At 67.3% G+C, this 25,842-nt stretch carries 23 protein-coding genes and 1 tRNA gene; 20 read left to right on the forward strand and 4 right to left on the reverse strand.

Annotation, left to right across the window (positions count from 1 at the left end; genetic code table 11):
- Positions 1-20: 20 nt before the first annotated feature.
- Positions 21-641, reverse strand: coding sequence for a guanylate kinase (gene gmk, locus AC1DSC_RS23235; RefSeq protein WP_015867099.1), 621 nt, complete (start codon positions 639-641; stop codon positions 21-23).
- A gap of 8 nt (positions 642-649) precedes the next feature.
- A complete protein-coding gene (locus AC1DSC_RS23240) occupies positions 650-1,564 on the reverse strand; it encodes a YicC/YloC family endoribonuclease (RefSeq protein WP_027730611.1) in 915 nt (304 codons plus the stop codon).
- Between the two features lie 91 nt (positions 1,565-1,655).
- Between AC1DSC_RS23240 and AC1DSC_RS23245 the strand changes: the two genes are divergently transcribed.
- The 6 genes from AC1DSC_RS23245 to AC1DSC_RS23270 all read left to right on the forward strand — a co-directional run bounded on the left by AC1DSC_RS23245 (position 1,656) and on the right by AC1DSC_RS23270 (position 6,370).
- Positions 1,656-2,663 carry a serine/threonine protein kinase gene (locus AC1DSC_RS23245; RefSeq protein WP_015867097.1) on the forward strand — a complete coding sequence of 336 codons (1,008 nt, stop codon included), beginning with the start codon at positions 1,656-1,658 and terminating at the stop codon, positions 2,661-2,663.
- On the forward strand, positions 2,660-3,574 hold the full coding sequence (locus AC1DSC_RS23250) for a PP2C family protein-serine/threonine phosphatase (protein WP_015867096.1): 915 nt from the start codon (positions 2,660-2,662) through the stop codon (positions 3,572-3,574). Before AC1DSC_RS23245 ends, AC1DSC_RS23250 begins: the two co-directional genes overlap by 4 nt.
- 64 nt (positions 3,575-3,638) lie before the next feature.
- Entirely contained in the window at positions 3,639-4,370 is a 732-nt protein-coding gene (rph, locus tag AC1DSC_RS23255; RefSeq protein WP_015867095.1) for a ribonuclease PH, read from the forward strand.
- A gap of 17 nt (positions 4,371-4,387) precedes the next feature.
- Entirely contained in the window at positions 4,388-4,987 is a 600-nt protein-coding gene (locus tag AC1DSC_RS23260; RefSeq protein ID WP_028256406.1) for a non-canonical purine NTP pyrophosphatase, read from the forward strand.
- Between the two features lie 3 nt (positions 4,988-4,990).
- Positions 4,991-6,250 carry a radical SAM family heme chaperone HemW gene (hemW, locus tag AC1DSC_RS23265; protein ID WP_028256405.1) on the forward strand — a complete coding sequence of 420 codons (1,260 nt, stop codon included), beginning with the start codon at positions 4,991-4,993 and terminating at the stop codon, positions 6,248-6,250.
- A 32-nt stretch (positions 6,251-6,282) separates the two neighbouring features.
- Positions 6,283-6,370 (forward strand) — tRNA-Ser (locus AC1DSC_RS23270).
- A 69-nt stretch (positions 6,371-6,439) separates the two neighbouring features.
- Here AC1DSC_RS23270 and AC1DSC_RS23275 read toward each other — a convergent pair.
- A complete protein-coding gene (locus tag AC1DSC_RS23275; RefSeq protein ID WP_369663481.1) occupies positions 6,440-6,745 on the reverse strand; it encodes a hypothetical protein in 306 nt (101 codons plus the stop codon).
- Complete coding sequence (locus AC1DSC_RS23280) at positions 6,742-7,353, reverse strand: hypothetical protein (RefSeq protein ID WP_478131928.1); 612 nt, start codon at positions 7,351-7,353, stop codon at positions 6,742-6,744. The genes AC1DSC_RS23275 and AC1DSC_RS23280 overlap by 4 nt, the downstream gene beginning before the upstream one ends.
- Positions 7,354-7,923: 570 nt before the next feature.
- On the opposite strand from AC1DSC_RS23280, the gene AC1DSC_RS23285 reads away from it, so the two are divergent.
- The 14 genes from AC1DSC_RS23285 to AC1DSC_RS23350 all read left to right on the forward strand — a co-directional run bounded on the left by AC1DSC_RS23285 (position 7,924) and on the right by AC1DSC_RS23350 (position 25,832).
- Entirely contained in the window at positions 7,924-9,243 is a 1,320-nt protein-coding gene (locus AC1DSC_RS23285; protein ID WP_015867054.1) for an MFS transporter, read from the forward strand.
- A 29-nt stretch (positions 9,244-9,272) separates the two neighbouring features.
- Positions 9,273-10,475: a serine hydrolase domain-containing protein gene (locus AC1DSC_RS23290; protein ID WP_369663478.1), complete on the forward strand. Its 1,203-nt coding sequence runs from the start codon at positions 9,273-9,275 to the stop codon at positions 10,473-10,475.
- A gap of 8 nt (positions 10,476-10,483) precedes the next feature.
- Positions 10,484-11,212: a maleate cis-trans isomerase family protein gene (locus AC1DSC_RS23295; RefSeq protein WP_018906763.1), complete on the forward strand. Its 729-nt coding sequence runs from the start codon at positions 10,484-10,486 to the stop codon at positions 11,210-11,212.
- Between the two features lie 55 nt (positions 11,213-11,267).
- On the forward strand, positions 11,268-12,695 hold the full coding sequence (gene hydA / locus AC1DSC_RS23300) for a dihydropyrimidinase (protein WP_018906764.1): 1,428 nt from the start codon (positions 11,268-11,270) through the stop codon (positions 12,693-12,695).
- A gap of 22 nt (positions 12,696-12,717) precedes the next feature.
- Complete coding sequence (locus AC1DSC_RS23305) at positions 12,718-13,473, forward strand: aspartate/glutamate racemase family protein (protein ID WP_018906765.1); 756 nt, start codon at positions 12,718-12,720, stop codon at positions 13,471-13,473.
- A gap of 63 nt (positions 13,474-13,536) precedes the next feature.
- Entirely contained in the window at positions 13,537-14,244 is a 708-nt protein-coding gene (locus tag AC1DSC_RS23310) for a GntR family transcriptional regulator (protein ID WP_018906766.1), read from the forward strand.
- Positions 14,245-14,263: 19 nt separating this feature from the next.
- Positions 14,264-15,157, forward strand: coding sequence for a LysR family transcriptional regulator (locus tag AC1DSC_RS23315; RefSeq protein WP_062365593.1), 894 nt, complete (start codon positions 14,264-14,266; stop codon positions 15,155-15,157).
- Positions 15,158-15,290: 133 nt separating this feature from the next.
- On the forward strand, positions 15,291-16,265 hold the full coding sequence (locus AC1DSC_RS23320; protein WP_369663476.1) for a Bug family tripartite tricarboxylate transporter substrate binding protein: 975 nt from the start codon (positions 15,291-15,293) through the stop codon (positions 16,263-16,265).
- Between the two features lie 4 nt (positions 16,266-16,269).
- Complete coding sequence (locus tag AC1DSC_RS23325; RefSeq protein ID WP_369663475.1) at positions 16,270-17,451, forward strand: CaiB/BaiF CoA transferase family protein; 1,182 nt, start codon at positions 16,270-16,272, stop codon at positions 17,449-17,451.
- Positions 17,448-18,206, forward strand: coding sequence for an enoyl-CoA hydratase (locus AC1DSC_RS23330; RefSeq protein WP_369663474.1), 759 nt, complete (start codon positions 17,448-17,450; stop codon positions 18,204-18,206). The genes AC1DSC_RS23325 and AC1DSC_RS23330 overlap by 4 nt, the downstream gene beginning before the upstream one ends.
- A 169-nt stretch (positions 18,207-18,375) precedes the next feature.
- Positions 18,376-19,275 (forward strand): class I SAM-dependent methyltransferase, encoded by a 900-nt coding sequence (locus AC1DSC_RS23335; protein ID WP_436287909.1) that lies wholly within the window; start codon positions 18,376-18,378, stop codon positions 19,273-19,275.
- A 467-nt stretch (positions 19,276-19,742) separates the two neighbouring features.
- The gene (locus AC1DSC_RS23340; protein ID WP_278877538.1) at positions 19,743-21,044 is read left to right on the forward strand and encodes an HlyD family secretion protein; all 1,302 of its coding nucleotides are present in this window, start codon (positions 19,743-19,745) and stop codon (positions 21,042-21,044) included.
- Between the two features lie 43 nt (positions 21,045-21,087).
- A complete protein-coding gene (locus tag AC1DSC_RS23345; protein ID WP_369663472.1) occupies positions 21,088-22,437 on the forward strand; it encodes a hypothetical protein in 1,350 nt (449 codons plus the stop codon).
- On the forward strand, positions 22,425-25,832 hold the full coding sequence (locus tag AC1DSC_RS23350) for an efflux transporter outer membrane subunit (protein WP_018906774.1): 3,408 nt from the start codon (positions 22,425-22,427) through the stop codon (positions 25,830-25,832). The genes AC1DSC_RS23345 and AC1DSC_RS23350 overlap by 13 nt, the downstream gene beginning before the upstream one ends.
- Positions 25,833-25,842 lie beyond the last annotated feature (10 nt).

Raw genomic sequence — 25,842 nt, forward strand, 5'->3', positions numbered from 1 at the left:
TTCGGTCGGTGAGCAGGAAATCAGGGGATGTTCAGGGCGGCGAATGTGTCGGCACGTGCGCGGCGCTGTGCAGAATACCGAAGCCGCTGAGCGTGGACGATCGCCTTGAGATCGAAAAGCGCGCGCTCAAATAACTCGTTGATTATAACGAAGTCGAATTCCCCCGCCCGGGCCATCTCTTCGGCGGCATTCTTGAGGCGCAGCTCGATGACGGCCGCGCTGTCTTCGCCGCGCCGCTCCAGCCGGGAGCGCAGTTCTTCCCAGCTGGGCGGCAGGATGAAGATCATCACGGCGTTGGCGAAGGTCTTGCGGATCTGGATGGCGCCCTGGAAGTCGATTTCCAGGATGACGTCGGCCCCCTGGGCGATGCGCTCCTCGATGGCTTTCTTGGAGGTGCCGTAGCGGTGCCCGTGCACGTGGGCCCACTCCACGAACCCATCCGCCGCGATCATGGCGTCGAATTCGGAGGGCGAGGTAAAGAAATACTCCCGGCCGTGCTTTTCCTGCCCGCGCGGTGGCCGGGTGGTGTGGGAAACCGAGGGCTGGACGGCTGTGTCCAGCTCCATGAGCGCCTTGACCAGGCTCGATTTGCCGGCACCGCTGGGTGCCGCCACGACAAAGATGTTGCCTGGATAGTCCATTCGCTCGCTCATTCGATGTTCTGTACCTGTTCGCGCATCTGCTCGATCAGCACCTTCATGTCCACGCCGATGCGGGTGAGCTCCAGCGCGGCCGACTTGGAGCCCAGTGTATTGGCCTCGCGATGCAGCTCCTGGATCAGGAAGTCCAGCCGCTTGCCGATTTCGCCGCCCTTCTTGAGCAGCCGCTCGATCTCGTCGAGGTGCGAATTCAGCCGCGTGAGCTCTTCCGCCACGTCGATGCGGATGGCAAAGGCGGTGGCCTCGGTCAGCGCGCGGTCCTGGGCGGCCTCGGGCAGGGTGCCGCCGGTCAGGCCCATGGCTTCCTGCCAGCGCTCCAGGAAACGAGCGCGCTGCTGCTCGACCAGCTGCGGAATCAGCGGACCGGCCTGTTCGACCAGCGCGCGCAGCTGGGCGAGGTGGGCCTCCAGCATCTTGGCGAGCCGCGCGCCTTCGCGCTGGCGGGCCGACATCAGCGCATCCAGCGCCTTGCCGGCCACCTCGAGCAGGTCGCCGCCCCAGTCGCCGCGGGCGGCGCTGTCGCCGCCGGCCAGGCGCAGCACGTCGGCCACGCTCAGTTCGCGGGCGCCCGGCAGCCAGGCCTTGATGCCGTCCTGCACGCCGTTGAGCCGCTGCAGCAGCTTGACGGAGGGCTCGACGACGCCCGCCTGGGCGGTGTTCTCGATGGCGGCGCGCACCTCCACCTTGCCGCGCTTGAGCTTGCCCGTGAGCAGCTCGCGCAGCGCGGTTTCATGCTGGCGCAGTTCCTCCGGCAACTTGAAGGTGAGGTCGAGGAAGCGGCTGTTGACCGAGCGGATTTCGACCCCGAGACGGCCCGCGGCGGCAGGCCGTGCCTCGGCTTCGGAGTGGCTGCCGGCGGGGCCGTTCTGGCCACTGGCATAGCCGGTCATGCTGTAAACTGGCATTGCGCCTCACTATGGTTTTGCTTGCAAGCACCGAGGCGTCGGCATGGCGTTCGCTTGCCGCACCATCGCCTTCGGGCGAAACTCCCGGATTATGTCAAAGGTCAAGCCTTCGCCCCTGCTGCCCGATACGGTCATTGGCGGTTACCGCATCGTTCGCCGGCTTTCCGCAGGCGGTTTTGGCGTTGTCTACCTCGCCATAGACCCCAGCGGACAGCAGGTTGCCATCAAGGAATACCTGCCATCTTCGCTCGCCACGCGCGGGCCGGGCGAGCTGACGCCCGAAGTGGCGCCCGAAAAGCTCTCGCTCTACCGGCTCGGCCTCAAGAGCTTTTTCGAGGAAGGGCGCTCGCTCGCGCAGATTTCGCACGCCTCGGTGGTCAGCGTTCTCAACTTCTTTCGCGAGAACGAAACCGTCTACATGGTCATGAACTACCTGGAGGGCGCCACCCTGCAGGACTTCGTGGTGACCGCGCGCGACCTGAAAAGGCCCAAGGTCTTCCGCGAATCGACCATCCGGTCGCTGTTCGACGAGATCCTGCGCGGCCTTCGCATCGTGCACCAGTACAAGATGCTGCACCTGGACATCAAGCCCGCCAACATCTTCGTCACCGACGACGACCGGGCGGTGCTGATCGACTTCGGCGCCGCGCGCGAGGTGCTCAGCAAGGAGGGCATCTTCATCCGGCCGATGTACACCCCCGGCTTTGCCGCGCCCGAGATGTACCGGCGCGACTCGTCGATGGGTCCCTGGACCGACATCTACGCCATCGGTGCCTGCATCTATGCCTGCATGCAGGGCTATCCGCCCAACGACGCCCCGCGCCGCATCGAGAAAGACCGGCTCAGCCTGTCGCTGTCGCGCCTGCGCGGCGTGTACTCCGACAATCTCATCGAGGTGGTCGAATGGTGCATGTCGCTCGATCCGCTCTCGCGTCCGCAGTCGGTCTTTGCGCTGCAAAAGGAGCTCAGCCGCGAAGGCGAGCGCCGCTATACCAAGCTCACCGTCGGCGAAAAGGTGCGGCTTTCATTTGACAACATCCGCTCCTTCGACAAGAAGGCCCTGCCTAGGGCGGCGGCACCTACCACGCGCCCGGCATGAAATTCTCGGTATTCCAGGTCAGCCGCAAGGGCGGCCGTCTCAAGAACGAAGACCGCATGGGCTACTGCTACACGCGGGAGTCGGGCCTTTTCGTGCTGGCCGACGGCATGGGCGGCCACCCCGAGGGCGAGGTTGCGGCCCAGCTGGCGCTGCAGACCATCGCGGCCCTCTACCAGCGCGAAGCGCGCCCCACCGTCAAGGACGTCAAGGCCTTCCTGGCCGAATCGGCCATGGCGGCGCACCAGCAGATCATGCGGTACGCGAGCCACAAGGCCATGCTCGACACGCCGCGCACCACCGTCGTCGCGGCGCTGCTCCAGGGCACCACGGCCACCTGGATGCACTGCGGCGACTCGCGCCTCTACGTGGTGCGCGACGGCCGCCTGCTGACCCGCACGCGCGACCATTCGCATGCCGAGCGCCCGCGTCCGCATGGCGCGGACATGCCGGTCAACCGCAACCTGCTGCTCACCTGCCTGGGCTCGCCGACCACGCCGCTGTTCGACATTTCGGCCCCGCTGCAGCTGCAGCGCGGCGACCGCATCATGCTGTGCTCCGACGGCGTCTGGGGCGTGCTCGACGACGCCGTCATCGTGCACACGCTGTCCTCCGACAAGCCGGTGTCCGACGCCGCGCCCGACCTGGCCGAAATGGCGCTGCGCAAGGGCGGCGCGCACAGCGACAACGTCACGCTCATCGCCCTCGAATGGGAAATGCCCGATTCGACGGGCGAAGACCGCGGCGTTTCCACCGAGACCATCGACGACGGCGTCTTTGCTTCCACCATCCAGGCCGGCATGCCCGCGGACGGCGAACTCGACGCGCTCGACGACCTCGACGAAGACGCCATCGAGCGCTCGATTGCCGAAATCAACGAAGCCATTCGCCGTTCGGCAGCCAAGAAAACCTGATCGCCTGGCTGCTTCGGCTTGCGGGCCGTCTGCGCTTTTTGTTCCACATACCTCTCACAAAAAAATGACTGCTTTCACACGAAGCGGCGGCCGTGCCGCCGACCAGCTGCGCCCGGTGCGCATCACCCGCGGTTTCACCATCCACGCCGAGGGCTCGGTGCTCATCGAATTCGGCCAGACCCGCGTGCTGTGCACCGCCTCGGTCGAAGAGCGCGTGCCGCCGCACAAGCGCGGCAGCGGTGAAGGCTGGGTCACGGCCGAATACGGCATGCTGCCGCGCGCCACCCACACGCGCAGCGACCGCGAAGCCGCCCGCGGCAAGCAAAGCGGCCGCACGCAGGAAATCCAGCGCCTCATCGGCCGCTCGATGCGCGCCGTGTTCGACCTGGCCGCGCTGGGCGAGCGCACCATCCACCTCGACTGCGACGTGCTGCAGGCCGATGGCGGCACCCGCACGGCGGCCATCACCGGCGCCTTCGTCGCCGCGCAGGACGCCGTCAACAAGCTGCTGGCCGCCGGCACGATCCCCGCGTCGCCCATCAGGGGCCATGTCGCGGCCATTTCGGTCGGCATCGTTGCCGGTACGCCGCTGCTCGACCTCGAATACACCGAAGACTCCGCCTGCGATACCGACATGAACGTCGTGATGACCGGCGCCGGCCACTTCGTCGAAGTGCAGGGCACCGCCGAGGGCGCGGCCTTCTCGCGCGAGGAGATGAACCTGCTGCTCGGCCTGGCCGAAAAGGGCATTGGCGAACTGATCGTGCTGCAGCAGCAGTCCCTCGTTTCGAAGTGATCGATCGGTCGATGGCGATGAAACTGGTCCTGGCCTCCAACAACGCCGGCAAGCTTGCCGAACTCCAGCAATTGTTTGCGGAGCTGGCCGTGACGCTCGTGCCCCAGTCGGCGTTGGGCGTGGGCGAGGCCGAGGAGCCGTTTCGCACTTTCGTCGAAAACGCGCTGGCCAAGGCGCGCCATGCCAGCGCCGCGACCGGCCTGCCGGCCATTGCCGACGACGCAGGCATTTGCGTCGACGCCTTCGGCGGCCTGCCGGGCGTGGACACCGCGTTCTATGCCACGCAGTTCGGCTATGCCAAGGGCGACGCCAACAACGTCAAGGCGCTGCTCGAGCAGCTCGACGGCGTGGCCAACCGGCGCGCCGCGCTTGTCAGCACGCTGGTTGCGCTGCGCGGGCACGACGACCCCGAGCCGCTCATCGCAGTCGGTCGGGTCGTCGGTGAAATCACGAAGGCGCCCATCGGCGACAACGGCTTCGGCTTCGATCCTGTCATGTACCTGCCCGGCTTCGGCAAGACCTTTGCCCAGCTGCCGCCCGAGGTAAAAAACGCCAACAGCCACAGGGGCCAGGCGGCCAAGGCCATGCTGGCGCTGATGCGCGAACGCTGGTTCTGAGCGATGGCCTCTGTCGTTCCCATCCAGCCCGTACAGCCCGCGGGCGCACCGCAGGCCAACGACGTGCTGCACTGGATGCGGCCCGGCCCGCTGCAGCTCGCGGCGCTGCCGCCGCTCTCGCTCTACATCCATCTGCCCTGGTGCCTGCGCAAGTGCCCCTACTGCGACTTCAACTCGCACGAGTGGCGCGCCACCAACGAGGCCGAGGCCGAGGGCATTCCCGAGCCGGCGTACCTCGACGCGCTCATTGCCGACCTGGACGCTGCGCTGCCGCTCATCTGGGGCCGCACCGTCCACACCATCTTCATCGGCGGCGGAACGCCAAGCCTTTTTTCGCCGCAGGCCATCGACCGCCTGCTCGGCGATGTGCGCGCCCGCCTCAAGCTGGCGCCCGAATGCGAGATCACGCTCGAAGCCAACCCCGGCACCTTCGAGCGCAACCGCTTCCGCGCCTACCGCAGCGCGGGCGTCACGCGGCTTTCGGTGGGCGTGCAGAGCTTCAACGACGAGCACCTGAAGGCGCTCGGCCGCGTGCACGACCGCGCCCAGGCCATTGCCGCCATGGAAGAAGCCGCGAGCGCGTTCGACACCTTCAACCTCGACCTGATATATGCGCTGCCGGGCCAGACGCTCGAGGGGCTGGACGCCGACCTGACCCAGGCGCTGGCGCTCGCGCCGCCGCACATCTCGGTGTACCACCTCACCATCGAACCCAACACCTGGTTCGCCAAGTTTCCGCCGGCGCTGCCCGAAGACGACCTGGCCTACGCCATGCTCGACCGCATCACCGAGCGAACCGCCGCCAGCGGCATGTCGCGCTACGAAGTGTCGGCCTATGCGCGCAGCGGCCACGCCTGCGCGCACAACCTCAACTACTGGCAGTTCGGCGACTACCTGGGCATTGGCGCCGGCGCACACAGCAAGCTGAGCTTCGCGCACCGCATCGTGCGCCAGGTACGCTTTCGCGAGCCGCGCCTGTACATGAACAACGCCCGCACCGGCGCCGCCGTGGCGCAAAGTGACGAAGTGGCGCTGGCCGACTTGCCGTTCGAGTTCATGCTCAACGCGCTGCGCCTGAAGGAGGGCTTCACGCTGCCCCAGTTCAGCGAACGCACCGGGCTGGCCATGACCAGCATTCAAAAGGGCCTGGAGGAAGCCGAGCGCAAGGGCCTCATCGCGCGCGACCTGCATCGCGTGTGGCCCACCGAGCGCGGGCTGGACTTCCTGAGCGACCTGCAGTCGCTCTTCCTGCCCGACGAGTAACGGGCCGGCGTCAGCATAAAATCGACGGTTCCGGAGAGTTGGGTGAGTGGTTTAAACCAGCAGTCTTGAAAACTGCCGACGTGAAAGCGTCCGTGAGTTCGAATCTCACACTCTCCGCCAGAATGAATCTGAGCAAGTTTCCAAAAGTCCCGCGCAGTCCATGCGACGGGACTTTTGCATTGGGATGCGTCACAAGCCAAAGGTTGCAACTGCAACCACGAACGCCACCCAAAGTGCCCCTAGTGCGACCAAACACATCGTACCGACAAAAAGCACCAGAACGACTATTCTTTGATATGGATTCCGCATCGTCGGAACAAGACGCCAATAAATAAATCCAGCCCAAAGAACAAGTGCAAAAATGAAAATTGGTAAAACTGCTTCTGGCACTTTGGCGATTCGATGCTCGCTCAAGGCCATTGCGCCGTAATTCATTGCGGGAATCGACGCGCCCCACAGAAGCACGTTTAAAGGAAGAAGCCAACTGATTTTCATCTTATCGCTTCGCCTTTGTAGTAGTGCAGAGGCAGAGGATTTTCCCACCCTGGTGATTGGAACCCTGGGGTGGAAATGAGCGGCACATATCCCATTACGCTTCTGAGTAATCCTGCGACGTACGAACTGCTATTGTATTCGCCGGGACGCATCGCTGATTCTCTCAGATTTTTCGGGAATGAGTACGGGGCCACATAGCTTGAAAATCTTTGCGATCGATCAATTATTTTCTGGGCAAATTCTCTTTGTGACATGCCCGACGGTGGTTCCAAAGGGATGCGGACTTTTATCTCGGCAGGAAGTGCGTTGTCGTAGCGATTTGTTTTGATCAGGAAGAAATTCTGATAGCCTGCCTCCAGCATCGACGGTTGTCCGTCAATTACTTTGATTCCGCTGTATGCGTCATCTATGACGATAGAGAAGTGAAGATCGTACGGATCTGGAAAGCTAACTTTCCCAAGCCATCCTGCCGCAACGCGGCCATAGAGGGTGATGGTTGGCTCCGAATGTTGAGCGCGCGCTGCTGAATTTGTCTCCGTGGACATGAGTTCTCCCCGATTGAAACTCAACATCATAGCGAGACGGCTGGCGAATGGATATTGCGTCATTGGTGACGATCTAACTTTGCAAATACCTTGGTTAATTAAAATGTTCTTCTGTTTGCAAATAGTGGATTGTTTAAATATTTTCGACAAAGAGATCAACTGCTGATCGCATCAGCGCGCTTCCTGGTGTTCTGCTGAAGTGCGCGACTCCACACCAGTCCACCGGTCTGTTCTGCACCGAGGACGGCAGCATTTCGCGGGCTGCTGACAGGCTGAGTTCGGTGATGGCTGCTGCGTCCGGACGCGTGACGCGTTTTGTGCTGTCTACAAGTCGCAGCTTGGGCGCCACGTCGGGGCACTCTAAGTGTTTACGATAGTGTCGATAAAAATATCAACATCATTGTTGACAACACTGTCGACGAAACTTAGATTCGCTCCACAGCCTGTGTTCGACGCCTGAAGAGCGGCAGCGGCGCCGGCTGCAGTCCTGCCGATGGGCCGCGGAGCCCCGATGCGCCGAAGAGCGCACGGGCCTCTTTGCACAGCGGCTTGCCGTGCTTCAACCATGCGATGGGAAGCGCCATTGCGCCGGGGTCCAGGCCCCGCGGCAGTGCGCCTCCAAGGAGACAACCAATGCAATCGACAACGACGGTATCGGCGCCCGCGGCGACCGCCAATCCAGCCCACCAGCCCACCAAGGTGCGCTGGAAGATCTTCCTGATGATGTTGTTCCTGATCTCGATCAACTACATCGACCGCGCCTCGCTGTCGGTGGCCATGCCGCTGATCGCCAAGGAATTCGACATCGGCCCCGCGGTGCAGGGCCTGCTGCTCAGCTCCTTCTTCTGGACCTATGCGCTGATGCAGATTCCCGGCGGCATGCTGGCCGACCGTTTCGGTCCGCGCGTCGTCATCGCTGGCGCGACGCTGGGCTGGGGCTTCTTCCAGGCGATTGCCGCCGCCTGCACGGGCTGGGTTCCGCTGCTGCTGACCCGCCTGGGGCTGGGGGCGGCCGAGGCGCCGATCTACCCTGCGGGCGGCAAGCTCAACGGCATCTGGATGACCCAGACCGAACGGGGCCGCGGCGCCACCTTGCTCGATGGCGGCGCGCCGCTGGGCGCCGCGCTCGGCGCGATCCTGATCTCGGGGCTGATCGCCGTGCTCGGCTCCTGGCGCATGGCGTTCGCCATTGCCGGCGGCGGGACCGTGCTGGCCGGCTACTTCGCCTGGCGCTACATCCGCAACCATCCGCGCCAGCATCCCGGCGTGAACGAGGCCGAGGCGCGCTTCATCGAGGCCAGCCATGCGGCCGACGCGGCCAAGGAATCGGCGGACGCGAGCGGACGGGTGCTCGACTTCTTCCGCTTCCGCTCCGTGTGGGGCATGTTCTTCGGCTGGATGTGCTTCAACGCGCTGTTCTACGGCCTGCTCACCTGGATGCCCAACTACCTGTCGAAGGTGCACGGCTTCGACATCAAGCAGATGGGCGGCGCGGTGTTCATCATGTTCTTCTCGGGCTTCGTGGGCGAGATGTTCGGCGGCTGGCTGGCCGACAAGTGGCAGGCGGCCGGCGCCTCGCAGAGCAAGGTGCTGCGCACGCTGTTCGGCATCTCGTCGATCATCGCGACCATCGCCATCTTCATGGTGACGCAGATCAAGGACCCGATCGCCGTGGTCGTGCTGCTGTCGGTGACGCTGTTCTTCCTGCGCTGGTGCGGCCTGTTCTGGTGCGTGCCCTCGATCCTCGGCACGCGCGCCCGGGTCGGCTTTCTCGGCGGCACCATGAACCTGGGCGGCAACGTGGCGGGCATCGGCGTGCCGATCGTGGTGGGCCTGATCGTGCAGGCCACCGGCTCGTACTTCATGGCGCTGATGCTGTTCACGGCCGCGGGCGCGGGCTTGTTCGTCTGCTCGACGATGCTGATCGACTACAGCAAGAAGCTGCCGGTCTGAGGCACGCAACCCTCCAGGAGAAGACAACCATGTCCATGTCCCATGTCCGCCTTGCGGCCATCGCGCTGGCCCTGAACCTGGCCTCGGCCGGTGCCGCGCTGGCCCAATCCGTGGCCCCGGCCGATGACGCCGGGCCCGCCATCGCCGCCGCAGTGCCCGAGGCCGTCGGCGTCGATTCGCGTCCGCTGGTGCGGCTGTCCGAGTGGATCCGCAAGGAAGATCTCGACGTGCGCAGCTTCCTCGTGGTCAAGGACGGCAAACTGGTCTTCGAGCGCTACAGCTGGGGGCTCGGCCGCGACCACAACTACGAGCTGTACTCGATCACCAAGAACGTCACCGCGCTGGCCGCGGGCGTGCTGATCGACGAAGGCCGCAGCCGCCTCGACGAGAAGGTGGCGCCCGTGCTGGCCAAGGCGCGCCCGGACCTGAAGACGGCGCTCGCGGACAAGCAGGCCATCGAGCTGCGGCACGTGATGTCGATGTCGACCGGCCTGTTCTACGACTTCAAGCCGACCGACGACCCGATCTATTACGGCGCCCCCGACCGCCTGAAGCTCGCCGCCGAGACCACACCCAGGCGCCCGCCCGGCGAGGCCTTCGACTACACCGACGTCAACCCGATCCTTGCGAGCGCAACGCTGGGCGCCGATGCCGGCATGCCGCTGCAGGCCTTTGCTGAGCAGAAGATCTTCAAGCCGATGGGCATGGCGCACTATGCCTGGGAGCGCGCCGACGGCAAGGGGCTGGTGTCGGCCGGCTGGGGCCTGCGGCTGCGCGCGGTCGACATGGCCAAGCTCGGCATGCTGGTGCTCTCGGGCGGGCGCTGGAACGGCCGGCAGATCGTGTCGCAGGCCTGGATGCGGACCATGACCGCGCCGTCGTCCGCGCCGTGGTACGGCCAGTTCTGGTGGATCAACGACATCGTCGCCACCGAGCCCGAAGTGCATGCCATGGGCTTCAAGGGCCAGTTCATCGTGGCGCTGCCCGAGCGCAACGCGGTGGTCGTGATGACCAGCATGCTGCCCATCGAAGGCGGCCTGCGCGAGTCGAAGAACGTGCTGGCGATCCGCAAGATGGTCAATGACTTCGTGCTGCCCGCGCTCGACAATCCCTCGCATGCCGGGCCGACGCCCGCCCGCCGCAAGGCCCTGGCGCACGAGCTCGACCTGGCCTCGCGCCACCAGGGAAAGCCGGCCGCACCGGCCGACCCGACCGATACCCCTCGCCTCTGAAGACGACCATGACCCCACGCAAACTCATCGGCGTGCTCACGCCTTCCTCGAACACCGCGCTGGAGCCGCTGACCAGCGCGATGGTGAGCGGCGTGCCCGGCGTGTCGGCGCACTTCTCGCGCTTCACCGTCACCGAGATCTCGATGCGCGGCGCCTCGCTCAGCCAGTTCGACGACAGCAAGATCCTCGAGGCCGCGCGGCTGCTGGCCGACGCGCGCGTCGACACGATCTGCTGGAGCGGCACCTCGGCGAGCTGGCTCGGCTTCGAGAAGGACCAGGCGCTGTGCGCCCGCATCACCGAGGCGACCGGCATTGCGGCCAGCACCTCGGTGCTGGCGCTCAACGAGCTGCTGGCTGCGCAGGGCGCGCGCACGCTCGGCCTGGTGTCGCCCTATGTCGAGGACGTGCAGCGGCGCATCGTCGCCAACTACGCGGGCATCGGCATCGACTGCGTGGCCGAGCGCCATCTCGGGCTGACGGTGAACTTCGCATTCAGCGAGGTCGATGCCGACACGCTGCGCCGCATGCTGCGCGAAGTGGCGCAGCAGCGGCCCGACGCGATCACCATCATGTGCACCAACCTGCACGGCGCGCAGCTGGTGGAAGAGATGGAGCGCGAGCTCGGCATCCCGATCTACGACTCCGTCGCCACCGTGGTGTGGCGGGCGCTGAAGACCGTCGGCATCGATCCCCGCGCCGTGCGGGGCTGGGGCCGGCTGTTCGGGCCGCCGGCCTGAACGCCTTCGCGCAGCCGCGCAGACAAGACACAGACAGACTCACAGAAGAAAGACCATGACCTTCCGCGACCTCGACCTCGTGGTGCGCAACGCCCGCGTTGCCACCGCCAGCGACACCTTCGACTCGGACATCGGCATCCGCGACGGCCGCATCGTGCAGCTGGGCCTCGCGCTGCCCCCCGGGCGGCGCGAGATCGACGCCGCCGGCCGCTACGTGACGCCGGGCGGCGTCGATGCCCACTGCCACCTCGACCAGCCGATGGAGCCGCCCGTGCGCATGGCCGACGACTTCGACACCGGCACCCGCGCCGCGGCCTGCGGCGGCACCACCACGGTGATCCCGTTCGCGGCGCAGCACAAGGGCCAGTCGCTGCGCGCCGCCGTGCAGGACTACCACCAGCGCGCCGAAGGCCGTGCCCACGTCGACCATGCCTTCCACCTGATCGTGAGCGACCCGACCGAGGAGGTGCTCAAGCACGAGCTGCCGCAGCTGATCGCCGAGGGCTACACCTCGTTCAAGATCTACATGACCTACGACGACCTGAAGCTGGACGACGGCCAGATCCTCGACGTGCTGGCGGTGGCCAGGGAGCACGGCGCGATGGCCATGATCCATGCCGAGAACGCCGACTGCATCGAATGGCTGACCAAGCGGCTCGAAGCCAGCGGCCGCACCGCGCCGCGCTTCCATGCGCATGCGCGGCCGATGCTGGTGGAGCGCGAGGCGACCCACCGCGCGATCGCGCTGTCGGAGCTGGTCGACGTGCCGATCATGATCGTGCACGTGTCGGGCCGCGAAGCCGTCGAGCAGATCCGCTGGGCGCGCGCGCACGGCCTGAGCGTGTTTGCCGAGACCTGCCCGCAGTACCTGTTCCTGACGGCCGAGGACCTGGGCATCGACGACAGCTACCAGGGCGCGCGCTGCGTCTGCAGCCCGCCGCCGCGCAACCGCGAGAACCAGCAGGTGATCTGGAACGGCCTCGCCGACGGGCTGTTCACCATCTTCTCGTCGGACCACGCGCCGTTTCGCTACGACGCGCCCGAGGGCAAGAAGCCCGGCGGCGAAGAGGTGGCCTTCCGCCACATTCCCAACGGCATTCCGGGCATCGAGACGCGGCTGCCGCTTTTGTTCTCGCACGGCGTGCTCGACGGGCGCATCACGATCAACCGCTTCGTCGAGCTCACCTCCACCAATCCCGCCAAGGCCTACGGCCTGCATCCGCGCAAGGGCACGATCGCCGTCGGCGCCGACGCCGACCTCGTGGTCTGGGGCACCACGCCGCGCGCCATCCGCAACGCTGACCTGCATCATGCGGTCGACTACACGCCCTACGAAGGCATCGACGTCAAGGCATGGCCCGCGCTGACATTGGCGCGCGGCGAAGTCGTGTGGGACGGCGAGCGCTTCCATCCGCGCGCCGGGCGCGGCGAATTCCTGCGCCGGGCCGGGCCCACCTTGCTGCCCACCCGTCGACCCGCCTAAGCCTCACGCTGGAGACATTGCCATGAACCTGCTGCTGATCAACCCCAACACCTCGCAAAGCGTCTCGGACCTGATCGCGGCCGAGGCCCGCCGCGCGGCCGCCGGCGACACGCGCATCGAGGTGCTGACGGCGCCCTTCGGCGTCGCCTACATCGAGACCCGGTTCGAGTCGCTGATCGGCGCCTATGCGGCCGCCACGCTGGCCGCGGAGCACCACGCGCGGCACGATGCGATCGTGGTCGCGGCCTTCGGCGACCCCGGCATCGACGGCCTGCGCGAGGCGCTCGACATTCCCGTGGTCGGCCTCACCGAGGCCGCGCTGATGAGCGCCTGCCTGCTGGGCAAGCGCTTCTCCATCATCGCGATCTCGCGCCGCATCACGGCCTGGTACCGCGAGTGCGTGCAGGCCAACGGGCTCCTGGAGCGGCTTGCGAGCATCCGCAGCCTGGAGGGGCCGCTCAAGGACATCGGCAGCGTGCAGGACGACCATGGCGAGCGTCTCGAGGCCCTGTGCATGTCGGCCGTCGAGGACGACGGCGCGGACGTGATCATCATCGCCGGCGCGCCGCTGGCGGGCCTTGCGCGCTCGATCAAGGACCGGATCCCGGTGCCCGTGGTGGACGGCGTGTCCAGCGCCGTCTGCCATGCGCAGACGCTCGCATCGCTGGCGCCCGCGCCGGCGCGCAGGGGCAGTTTCGCGCCGCCGCCGGTCAAGCCGAACCAGGGACTGCCCGATGCACTGTCACGCCTCCTGGCCCGCGATGCCGGCCGCGCCTGAGGCCGCCGGGGGCGCCGCGCGCCAGCCGGCTGCGGGGAGGGCTCGTCGATAGAATCGGCTGCGATGTCCACCAAAGCTTCAGTACGCAAGACCAGTGCCGCCAACTCCCGCGAGCACAGCGTCGACGAGATTGCCGAGAAGATCTCGGCGGCGATCCTCGAGCACCGGCTCGCGCCGGGCACCAAGCTCGGCGAGGACCGGCTGGCCGCGATCTTCGCCACCAGCCGCGCGAAGGTGCGCGAAGTGCTGGCCCGGCTGGCGCACGAGCAGATCGTCGAGCTGGTTCCGCAGAAGGGGGCCTTCGTCGCCAAGCCGACCATCGAGCAGGCGCAGGACGTGTTCGAGGCACGCCGGCTGATCGAGCCGGGCGTTCTGCGCCGGCTCGTCCGCACGCTCGACGACGTCAAGCGCCAGCGCCTGCGCCGCCACATCGACCTGGAGGCCGAGGCGCGCAGCCGCGACGACAAGCGCGCCATCGTGCGCCTCTCGGGCGAATTCCATGTGCTGCTGGCCGAGCTGGCAGGCAACTCCGCGCTGGCGCGCTCGATGCGCGAGCTGTCGGCGCTGACCTGCCTGATCATCTCGCTGTACGACGCGCCCACCGCCACCAGCTGCCGCGCGGACGAGCACGAGGAAATCGTCGCGGCAGTGAATCGCGGCGACGCCCAGCGCGCCGAGAAGCTGATGCTCCATCACCTCGACCACATCGAGCAGAGCCTGAAGCTGGACAGCAGCGCGGAAGAAGCCGATCTGGAGAGCGTGTTCAGCTGACGGTGCGGCCGGCGGCGCCATGAAGCTCGACTCCACCACCGTCCAGCTGGTCCTGTGCATCGCCGAGGAAGGCAGCATTTCCCGGGCTGCCGACCGGCTGAACCTGGCGGTGGCGGCCGCCTCCAAGCGCGTGAGCGACCTGGAGGCGCAGCTGGGCGCCAGGCTGTTCAAGCGGGTGGCGCACGGCGTGCTCGTCACCGAGGCCGGCAACCGGCTGATGGCGCACATCCGGCAGATCGACAACCTCATCGGCCGGCTCGAGGGCGATGCCCAGGTGCTGGGGCGCGGGCAGGACGGGCGCATTCTCATCGGCGCGCCGAAGGCAGCCATCATCCAGTTCCTGGCGAAGGACATCGCCCGGCTGCGTGACGCCTATCCGCAGATCACGCTGAAGATCCTGGAAGAGAACAGCAAGATCGTGCAGCAGCTGCTGCGCGACAAGGTGATCGACGTCGGCATCTACGAGAAGAAGAGCGGGTTCCTGGACCTGCCGAAGTTCGACTACCGGCAGGACCGGCTGGTGCTCGTGTACAGCCGCCGGCATTTCCAGTTTGCGGCGCAGCGGCCGGTGGGCATCGACGACTTCCTGGACCTGCCGGTGGTGAGCCTCGGCAAGGGCTCGGCGATCCTGTCGGCCTTGCAGGGGGCCTACCGCAGCCGCGGCCGGTCGTTCCCCAACAACTTCTCGACCAGCGGCTTCGACACCATGCTGGCGCTGGTGCGCCATGGCCTGGGTGTGGGCCTGATGCCGCCCGAGGTGCTGCGCAGCTTCCATCCGGAAGACGACCTGGGCTCGGCCGAGATCGAGGGCGACTGGCACCAGCGCGCCTATGTGCTGTCGTGTGTCGAAGGCCATGCGCAGGAGCAGACCTTGCGCAACGTGGTGGCCCAGCTGATCGGCATCAGCACCTAGAAGAAGAAAGCAGCGTTCCTGCGGCCCTGGCTTCGCGGATCACGAAGTCAGGCATGCCTTCCACGTTCTTGCGACGTCCTCTGCGCTACGGGAGAGTAGCGGCACTACTACAGCAGAGACAGAGGACGCACACATGAAACGCCGAGACTTCATCGCAGCCAGCGCCGGCGCGCTGGCCGCGCCCTGGGCCCTTGCGGCCACGGAGCTGCCCAAGGGCATCGTCAAGATCTACGTGGGCTGGGCGCCCGGCGGCGGCACCGACGTGTTCGCGCGCATCGTGGGCCAGCAGCTGTCGCAGCTGTGGGGCCGCTCGGTGGTGGTCGAGAACAAGCCCGGCGCCACCGGCGCGCTGGCCGCGGACTTCTTTGCGCGCACCCGCTTCACCGAGGGCGTGAACCTGCTGATGGCGCACGTCAACACGCATGCCATCTCGCCGCACATCTTCAAGAGCATCAGCTACGACCCGCTGAAGGACTTCGCGCCCATTGCCATGGTCGGCGCCACGCCGCACATACTGGTGACCCGCGCGAAGAACTCCGCCGGCTCGGTCAAGGAAGTGGTCGAGCAGTGCAGGCAAAGCCCGGGGAAGATCAGCTTCGGCTCCTCCGGCACGGGATCGGTGCAGCACCTGGCGGCCGCGATGTTCAACATGGCGGCCGAGGTCAAGAGCATCCACGTGCCCTACAAGGGCTCGGGCCCGATGCAGACGGACCTGATCGGCGGCCAGATCGACTACAGCTTCGACACCATGACGGCGGCCACGGCGCAGGTCAAGGCCGGGCGCATGGCGGGCATCGTGCAGACGCGCCTGCAGCGCGCCAAGGGCTTTCCGGAGCTGCCGACCATGGACGAGCAGGGCTTCAAGGGCTTCGACGTGTCCAGCTGGTATGGCGTGGTGGGCCCCAGGGACATGTCCAGGGACCTGGCCCTGCAGATCAACGCCGACATCAACAAGGTGCTGGCGCTGCCCGATGTGGTGGCGCGCTTCGACGGCTATGGCGTGGAGGACGGCGGCGGATCGGTCGACAAGTTCGCGGCCTTCATGGCTGCCGAGTTCAAGAAATGGGGCGACGTGGTGCGCACCGCCAAGGTCACAGAGGAGGGCTGAAAAAATGAACCACGCGCGACAACTGCCGCTGCAGGGCATCCGGGTGCTGGACGTGAGCCAGGTCATGGCCGGGCCGTTCGCCTGCATGCTGCTGGCCGACCTGGGCGCCGACGTGATCAAGGTCGAGCCGCCGGGCGGCGACCAGACCCGCGGCGCCATGGGCTTCAAGATGAAGGGGCCGGACAGCATGGGCTTCCTGAACATGAACCGCAACAAGCGCTCGCTGACGCTGGACCTCAAGAACGAGGAGGACCGCGCGTCCTTCTACAAGCTGGCCCGGACCGCCGATGTGATCGTCGAGAACTACCGTCCCGGCGCGGTGCAGCGCCTGGGCATCGACTACGAGTCGATCAAAAAGATCCACCCGAAGATCGTGTACGTCAGCATCTCCGGCTTCGGCCAGAGCGGCCCCTGGGCCGAGCGGCCGGGCTTCGACCTGATGGCGCAGGCCATGTCCGGCGTGATGAGCGTGACCGGCTACCCCGGCGAGAAGCCGGTCAAGGCCGGCGTGCCGGTGGCCGACATCGGCTGCGCGCTGTTTGCCACCTACGCGCTGCTCGCGGCCTACATCGGCGCGCAGAAGTCGGGCGTGGGCCAGCACATCGACGCCTCGCTGTTCGACGCGGCCATGGCCTTCTCTGTCTGGGACATGTCCGCGTACTGGGGCACGGGCGTGCCGCCGGCGCCGCTGGGCACCAGCAACAAGATGAGCGCGCCCTACCAGGCGGTCAAGGCGCGCGACGGCTACTTCGTGATGGGCGCGACCAACCAGAAGCTCTGGACCCGGCTGTGCGAGCTGCTGCGGCGGCCGGACCTCGCCGCGCACCCGGACTACGCGAGCGTGTCGCTGCGCCTGAAGCACCGCGAGGCGCTGATCGAGGCGCTCGAACGGGAGTTCGGCCAGCGCGACAGCGCCGACTGGATCGACGCCATGCTGGCCGCCGGCATCCCGGCCGGCCCCATCCTGTCGTACCCGGAGGCCTTCGAGGGCGAGCACGGCACGCACCGCCGCATGTGCATGGAGATCGACCATCCGATCGAGGGCAAGGTCAAGAACATCGGCTTTCCCGTCAAGCTGCTGGGTACGCCGCAGCAGGTGCGCCGGCATCCGCCATTGCTGGGCGAACACAACGAGGAAATCCTGGCCGAGATCAACACGCCAGCCGGCGCGGCGGAGGCCTTGTGAGTTCAGCTGAATGCGTGCAGCTCCGCGTTCACGCCTCGGGCGTGGCCGAGATCGTGATCCATCGCCCCGAACGCCACAACGCGATGACGCGGGAGATGTACGAGGCGCTGCTCGAGCGCATCGGCGCGTGCGCGCGCAACCCGGCGGTGCGCAGCGTGCTGTTCAAGGGGGCGGGCGGCAAGTCCTTCATCGCGGGCACGGACATCGCCCATTTCAAGGGCTTTCGCGGCGGCCGCGACGGCATCGCCTACGAAGCCTTCGTGGAGCGCGTCATCGACGCGGTCGAGCGCATCGCGGTACCCACCGTGGCCGTGATCGACGGCTGGGCCGTGGGCGGCGGCCTGGCCCTGGCCACGGCCTGCGATTTCCGGGTCTGCAGCGAGGCGTCGCGCTTCGGCGCGCCGATTGCGAGAACGCTGTCCAACACCTTGTCGTCGCGCAACATCGCGCGGCTGCAGGCCGCCCTGGGCGTGCCGCGGGTCAAGCGGATGCTGCTGCTGGCCGACCACCTGACGGCACAGGAAGCGCTGGCCTGCGGCTATGTGCACGCCGTCTGCGCGGCGGGCGAACTCGATGCCGCCGCGCATGCGCTGGCAGCGCGGCTCATGGCGCTGTCGCCGGTCACGCACAAGGCCGTGAAGGAGAGCATCCGCCGCATCGTCGTCGAGCAGCGGCTGGACGACGATGACCTGATCGAGGAGGTGTATGGCAGCCAGGCATTCCGCGACGGGGTGGCCGCTTTCATTGGCCGATGACGGGGCGAATATCGATGCCTGACATCACCCGAATGGGGTAACCAACAGGTCAGTTTTTAAATCACGCAGCTTGTAAACGTATTAAAAAAGCTAACAGTGGAATCGAAAGTCATGTAATTCTTAAGCATAACTTGTCTCAATACCCGCCCAGATTTTTGAAGGATTCAAGATGATTGGAGACATCTTATTGCCGCACGCGAGCTTGAAACGCTCGGGTGCTTACTTCGAATCGGGGCTCGAACGCAAAACCGACGCCATTACCGCCAATGCCACTTATTTTGGAAATGCGCAGTGGGCCCAGGAATATCTGGATTTCTGCCACCGCGATGCGCATTTCAAGAGCCGGTGGCTCGCGGCTGCCGGCGACTGGACCGACAAGGTGGTCATCGACCTGGGCTGCGGGCCGGGCAACATCTTTGCCACCCTCGGCGGAAAGCCGCGGCTGCTGATCGGCGTGGACGTGGCGCCCGGTTCGCTGGAGCTGGCGGCCAAGCTGGGCTACACGGCGGTGCTGGCCGATGCGGCCTACACGCCTTTTCGCTCGCAGGTGGCGGACATCGTTGCCATCAATGCGTCGCTGCACCACTGCGACGACATGGCCGCCGTGCTGCGCGAGGGGGCGCGGCTGGTGAAGCCGCATGGCCTCCTGGTCACCGACCATGATCCGCAGCTCACCGCCTGGGATTACAAGGGCCTTGCCAAGCTGATGTGGGATGCGCGGCTGTGGGTCTACCGGGCGATCGGGCATGGCTTCCACAAGACCGGCAGCCAGCAGTCGTGGGGGCTGCGGACCGAGGTCCATCACCAGCCGGGCGACGGGGTCACGAAGGAATTCTTCCATTCGACGCTGGAGCCGCTGGGCTTCGAGGTGCGCGTCTACCCGCACAACCACCAGATCGGCGCCGATGCGCTGCGCGGCGTGGTGGGACCGGCGAAATGGAAATACCGGCTGGGCAACATGCTGTCCGGCCGGCGGCCCTCGTCGCCTACGAGCGCGCTGTCGCTGATGTGCGTGGCAAGGCGCCGCGGCGATCCCGCAGCGGCTGCGGCGGCGGTCCCGGACCGCTGATCCCGAGCTTCTCCCACCCGGTTAGCACCGCGAAGCCGCCCGGAGCGGGGCGCAGACACGATCGGTATCGTTACCGAATCTTCCTTTTGCCCACTTGCGGACGGCTGCGCGTTCAAATGCCGGAGGGCCCGGCGAACCGCGCTTTGGCGTGCCCCGCTGAGGGCTTCCCATGGGAAACCCGAGCCTCGCATCAGTCCGCATGCCTGATGCGGCCTTTTGTGGTCAATGGCGCGCTATCCGACGCCAATGTAGGACTTTTACCCGACCACCGGTGTTGCCGGAATGTGAATTCAGCACATCTTGTTTCGCACCGAAGCAGTCCTGACCAGGGTTTCGACGTACCTTGATATTGCACCGCAACATGCGGACGCGGGCCTGTGGCTTGGCGTCGGCCTGCTGCGGGCGGTCTTTCAATCTTGGTCGCGCCGCTTGTGGGCGGCGCTACGTGGTTCTCACGAGAGGTGGCTATGCGTGTGTCAAAACCGGATTCGGTTCTCTTTTCTCTTCGCCAGCGGCGCATCGCTGGCGCCGCGAGCGCTCGCGCCCTGGGCCGGAACGGCCGGCGAAGGCAATCGGGCGCCTTCGTTCCCAAGCTGGCGGCCTATGCGCTGCTGGCCTTCGTGCTGTGGCTGATGGTTGCCACGCTGGTCCAGCCGCTGCTGTCTTCGCAGGCCACCCGCGCCGTCCTGCAGGCGCCGGTGGGGCTGATCACTTCGCCGATCAACGGCGTGGTGTCGCAGATGGTGGTGCATGCACGCGACAAGGTGGAGCCCGGCACCATCGTGGCCACGGTGCGCAACCCGACCGTGAGCCAGGAAATCCTCACCACCCTGAGGTCGCAGCGCCTGTCGCTGCAAAGCCAGCTGGCCCAGCTCGGCAACCAGTACAAGTCCGACAACCAGGAGATGCGGTCCGTCGGGCAGGAAGCCGGCGTGCACCGCGAGGCCTCGCTGGCGCAGGCCTGGGAGGCCTGGCAGATCGCCCGGCGCCAGCGCGACGTGGCGCACAGCGTGGTGGAAGAGCAGGAGAACAAGGTCCGCACCAACCAGGCGCTGCTGGAGCAGGGCGCGATCAGCGAGCAGGTGATGAACGCCTCGATGGCGCAGCTGAACACGGCGCGCGCCAATGCCGCGGTGGCGGAACAGTCCTTCGCGGGCCAGGCCCAGACGGTGGCGAGCGCCGGGCAGGGCGCCTTCGTGGGCACCGGCGGCAGCAACCTGTTCCAGACGCTCGCCAGCCGCCGCGAGGCGCTGCGCAACAGCGTCGGGCGCGCCCAGCAGGACGCCACCGCCATCTTCAAGCAGCTCAAGGAGGTCCGCGACCTCGAGGAAGAGGAGCGCCGCCGGGTGGAGAAGCTCTCCTTCTATGAAATCAAGGCGTCCCAGGCCGGGCAGGTCCACTCCGTGCTCGCACCCGAAGGCGCGTATGTCACGGCAGGTGCCTCGCTGGTGCGGGTGACCGATTGCAGCCGGCTCGGCGTGGTGGCGGTGTTCCCGGCGCGCGTGGCCAAGCGGCTGGGCATCGGCTCCGTGCTCGACGTGAAGCTCGACGATTCCGCCAAGTCGATGCCGGCGCGCGTGGAGCAGCTGCTGCCCGTGGCCTCGGATGCGCTGCAGAGCACCTACAGCGTGCCGTTCCCGTATGCCGAGCAGGGCTCCATCTACGCCGTGGCCCGCATCGAAGGCAAGGAGCCGCAGGAGGCTCCGCCGGACGGCGGCAGCAACATGTGCGCGCCCGGCAAGGTGGTGTCGGCCAGCCTCAGGTCCTGAGCGCAGGCGCCAATGCACCCCTTGCATGCATCGGAACAGAACCATGTCGGTCTTCGCGTTTTCCCGGCCCCTGGCGTCCTGCCTTGCCGCATCGATGGCACTGGCCTTGCCGCTGTCCGCAGCGCTCGCCCAGCCGTCTGCGAGCCGGCCGCCCGGCCCGCAAGCCGCCAGCGCCACCCAGCAAACGCTGGCGCGGCAAAGCTGCGAGGGGCTGCGGCGCGCGGTGGCGGAGGACCAGAAGGGCGCGGCTTCCGGACCGCTGTTCCTGGCCAGCTACCGCGTCGCCGACCCGAAGCAGGGCACGCCGCTGGAACCTGCATTGGCGGGCGCCGCCTTCACCTATGACAACGCGCTCGCGGGCATCGCGCTCCTGGCCTGCGGCGACGCAGCCTCGGCCCGGCGCATCGGCGACGCGGTGGTGCGCGCGATGGAGCGCGACCCGAACACGGCCGACGGGCGCGTTCGCAACGCCTACCGCGCCGGCCCGATGACCGAGGAAAAGGCCGCGCTGCCGGGGCGTTGGGATGCGGCCAAGAACCAGTGGATCGCCGATGCCTACCAAGTGAGCACGGCCACCGGCAACGTGGCCTGGGCCGCCTTGCTGCTGCTGAACCTGAACGAGGCCGAGCCTTCGCCCGCCTACCTGGCGGGCGCGCGCCGCCTGCTGGGCTGGATCGAGCAGCGCACCCGCGCGCGCAACGCCCCCGACGGCTACAACGGCGGCTGGTACGGCTGGGACAACGCGCAGCGCGCCCAGACCTGGAAATCCACCGAGCACAACATCGACATCGCGGTGGCGGCCGCCTGGGCGGCGAAGAGCGCCGGCGGCGAGGCCGAAGCCGAACGCCGGCAGGCGCGCACCGCGCTCGAATTCGTCAACCGCATGTGGAACGCATCGGAGCAGCGCTTCAACATCGGCACCAAGGAAGACGGCGCCACCATTGCCACGGATGGCTCCGGCCTGGATGCCCAGCTGTGGCCGCTGCTGGCGGCGCCCGAGGGTTCCTGCCCCTGGATGCGGGGGCTCGACTGGGTGGAGAAGCACCATCGCTTCGGCGAAGGCTACGGCTTCTCGCGCAGCCCCGACGGCATCTGGACCGAGGGCACCGCCCAGGCCGCCGCCACGCTGGTGGCGCGCAAGGGCGCGGCGCCCGAAGCCCTGTGGCAGCTGCTGGCCTCGCAGCGCGCCGGCAACGGCCTTTACTACGCCACCCCCAGTGCCCGCATATCGACGGGGCTGGCCATCGGCCCCGACTCGACCGGGGCCGACTTCTTCTACTACCGCTGGCCACACTTGGGCGCGACTGCCTGGATCGCGCTGGCCGCCACGGGGTTCAACCCCTTCACCGGCAAAACCGCCGCAACAGGAGCTACGTCACCATGTCCCACCTGATCGCCACACCGGAGTTCCAGCTCAACGCACTCGTCGCGGGCCTGGCCCTCCTCCTGATGACGTGGGGGCGGATCGACCGCACCTCCCACCGCGTGCTGTTCGGCGCGCTGACCGCGCTGCTGCTGATGCGCTATGCCGTCTGGCGCGTGGTTGCGACCATGCCGCCTTCGGACCTCGGCTTCGAGACCCTGTTCGCCTGGGTGTTCCTGTGCTTCGAGCTCACGGCCATCGTCTACACGCTGATGTCCATCCACATGCTGGTGCGGCGGCGCGACAACCACCAGCTGGCCGACCGCGGCGAAGCGCTGCTGCGCGGCCGCGGTGCGCAGGTGCCGGCGGTGGACGTGTTCATCTGCACGTACAACGAGGATCTGGCGGTGCTGGAGAAGACCGTCATTGCCGCGCAGGCCATCGACTACCCGAACCTGAACGTGTGGGTGCTCGACGACACCCGTCGCGACTGGCTGCGCGAGTATTGCGAACGCAAGGGCGTGCACTACGCGCGCCGGCCCGACAACAGCCATGCCAAGGCCGGCAACCTCAACAACGGCCTGCGGCTGTCGGCGGGCGTGACCAATGCGCCCTACATCCTGGTGCTCGACGCCGACTTCGCGCCGCAGCGCCAGATCGTCTACCGCATGCTGGGCCTGTTCGCGGACCGCAAGGTCGGGCTGGTGCAGACGCCGCAGTTCTACTACAACGCCGACCCCATCCAGCACAACCTGCGCGCCACCGACAGCTGGGTGGACGAGCAGCGCGTGTTCTTCGACGTGCTGCAGCCGGCCAAGGATGCCGCCGACTCGGCCTTCTGCGTGGGCACCTCCTTCATCGTGCGGCGCGACCTGATCACCGCCGCGGGCGGCTTTCCGGTGGGCAGCGTGTGCGAGGACATCCACACCACCTACCTGCTGCTGCGCCACGGCCACATCACGCGCTGGCTCGGCGAGCGGCTGTCGAACGGCCTGTCGGCCGAGAGCATCATCGACTACATCAACCAGCGCAGCCGCTGGTGCCTGGGCACGGTGCAGCTCGCGCTGCTGCCCAACGGCCCGCTGCGCGGCCGGGGCTTCAGTTTCTCGGCGCGGATGCACTTCCTGCACGGGCTGCTGCACTGGCTCGGCAAGCCGTTCATGGCCATGGTCATGCTGGCGCCGGCGCTCTACTGGTATGCCGGGGTCTCGGTGTTCCATGCCACGCCGCAGGCCTTTGCCTCCTTCGGGCTGCCGCCGCTCCTCATGTTCTGGGCCTACAGCTACTGGATCAGCGGCCGGCGCTGCCTGCCCGTGTTCAGCGAGGTGAGCCAGCTGGTGGCGGCCATGGCCGTCACCAGCACGCTGGCCAGCGCCATGCTGCGGCCCTTCGGGCGGCCCTTCAAGGTGACGAACAAGGGGCTGGACCGCACCAAGACCGTCGTGCACTGGAAGCTGGTCGCGATGTTCGGCGGGCTTCTGCTGGCGCTGCAGCTCGGCGGCGCGTCGGTCGCGCTGAGCGGCGAGGCGCTCACGCCTGGCGACGAGCTCAATCTGGTGTGGACCGGTATCGCACTGCTGCTGTGCCTGGCCGCGCTCATGGCCTGCGTCGACCTGCCGCGGCCGGAGCAGGAAGAGCGCTTCCCCTGGCGTGCGCGCACCCGGGTGCGCACCGCGGCGGGCGAGGGCGAATCGCGCTTCGTCAACATCGCGGCCGACGGCGCGCTGCTGGAAGCCAAGGCCCTGCTGAAGCGCCTGCGCGTGGGGCAGCCGCTGGAGGTCTACGTCGACCCGGTGGGATGGCTTCCGGCCCGCCTGGCCGCCAGGAGTGCCGCGGGCGCCGAGCTGCGCTTTGCCGGGACCGAGGCCCAGCGAGAGCAATTGGTGAGCCACGTGTTCAACGTGCCGCCGAGCCACGTCGCGGTCCAGGTGCGGCCATGGAAGGCCGCCTCGGCCTTGCTCGCGAGCGCGGGCTTCGGATCTCCCGGCGCCGGCTTCGTGCGCCTGTCCCTGCGGCTGCTGCTGCTGGTGCTGGCGACCTGCGTGGTGCTGGTGGTGAGCGGATGCAATCTCACGCCGCCGCTCAAGCAGCCCGACCTCGCGGTGCCTTCGCAATGGCCGGCCGGCACGACGGCGCCGAATGCGGAGCCCGTCGACTGGCGCAGCTTCGTGCAGGACGACGAACTGCGCGGGCTCATCACCACCGCCCTCGCGCAGAACCGCGACCTGCGCGCCTATGCCGCGCGTGCCCGCGAAGCCCGGGCCGTGTATGCCGGCAGCCGCGCCTCGCTGTTTCCGCAGATCGGCCTGTCGGGCCATGCGCAGCGGGCGCAGACCACCCCGCAGGGCTCGCTCAGCCCGCTGGGCAACATTCCGACCGACGGCCGGACATCGAACAGCTTCGACATCCAGGCCGGCGTGACCTCGTACGAGCTCGACTTCTTCGGCCGCCAGCAGAGCGCGACCCAGCAGACCGGCTCGCTGGCCGAGGCGGGCAACAAGGACTTTGCGGCCGCCCACATGAACCTGGTGGGAGAGGTGTCGAATGCCTACCTCACGCTGCGCGCCGACCGCGCCCTGCTCGCGCTGGCCAATGCCAACGAGTCCGGCCTGGCCGCCAATGCCGACATGATCGGGCGCGCCAAGGCGGCGGGCGGTGCGGCGCAGCTGGACGTGTACCGCGCGCAGTCGCTGCTGCAGAACGCCCGCGTCAAGCAGGAAGAATTCCGCATGCGCGTCGCGCAGGATCTCCAGTGGCTGAACGTGCTGGTCGGCCAGCCGGTGTCGCCCGACACGGGCAGCGCACGGCCGTGGCCGGAGCGCTCCACTGCGCAGGTGGCGGCCGGCCTGCCGTCCAGCCTGCTGCAGCGCCGGCCCGACCTGCTGGCGGCCTATTCGCGCGTCGAGGCGGCCAATTCGGGCGTGGGCGCGGCCAAGGCCGCGATGCTGCCGACCATCTCGCTCACCGCGCTCGCGGGCGGCGTGAGCCGGGAGCTGTCGACGCTGCTGAGCAGCGGCAACAGCAGCTGGGCCGGGGTGCTGGGGGTGTCGCTGCCGCTGTTCGACTGGGGCCGCCGCTCGGCCAACATCACGGCCAACGAGGAGCGGCTGGCAGCGGCCATGGCGTCCTATGAAAGTGCCGCGCAGATGGCATTCCGCGAAACCGCCAACGCCCTGATCGCCGACGACCACCTGCGCCCGCAGCTGGAAGCGCAGCAGGCCCGCGTGCAGGCGCTGGAGAAGGTGGCGAACATTGCGCGCACGCGCTTTCGCAGCGGCCTGGAAGACTACTTCGCGAGCCAGGACGCCCAGCGCGAGCTCTATGCCGAGCAGCAGCAGCTGATCGAACTGCAGCTCAAGGAGGCCGTGAACAGGGTCAACCTCTACAAGGCGCTGGGCGGAGGGTGGCAGGGCGCACAGGCCTGAGCCGCCGCCC

The organism is Variovorax sp. 01N425 (assembly GCF_056399465.1).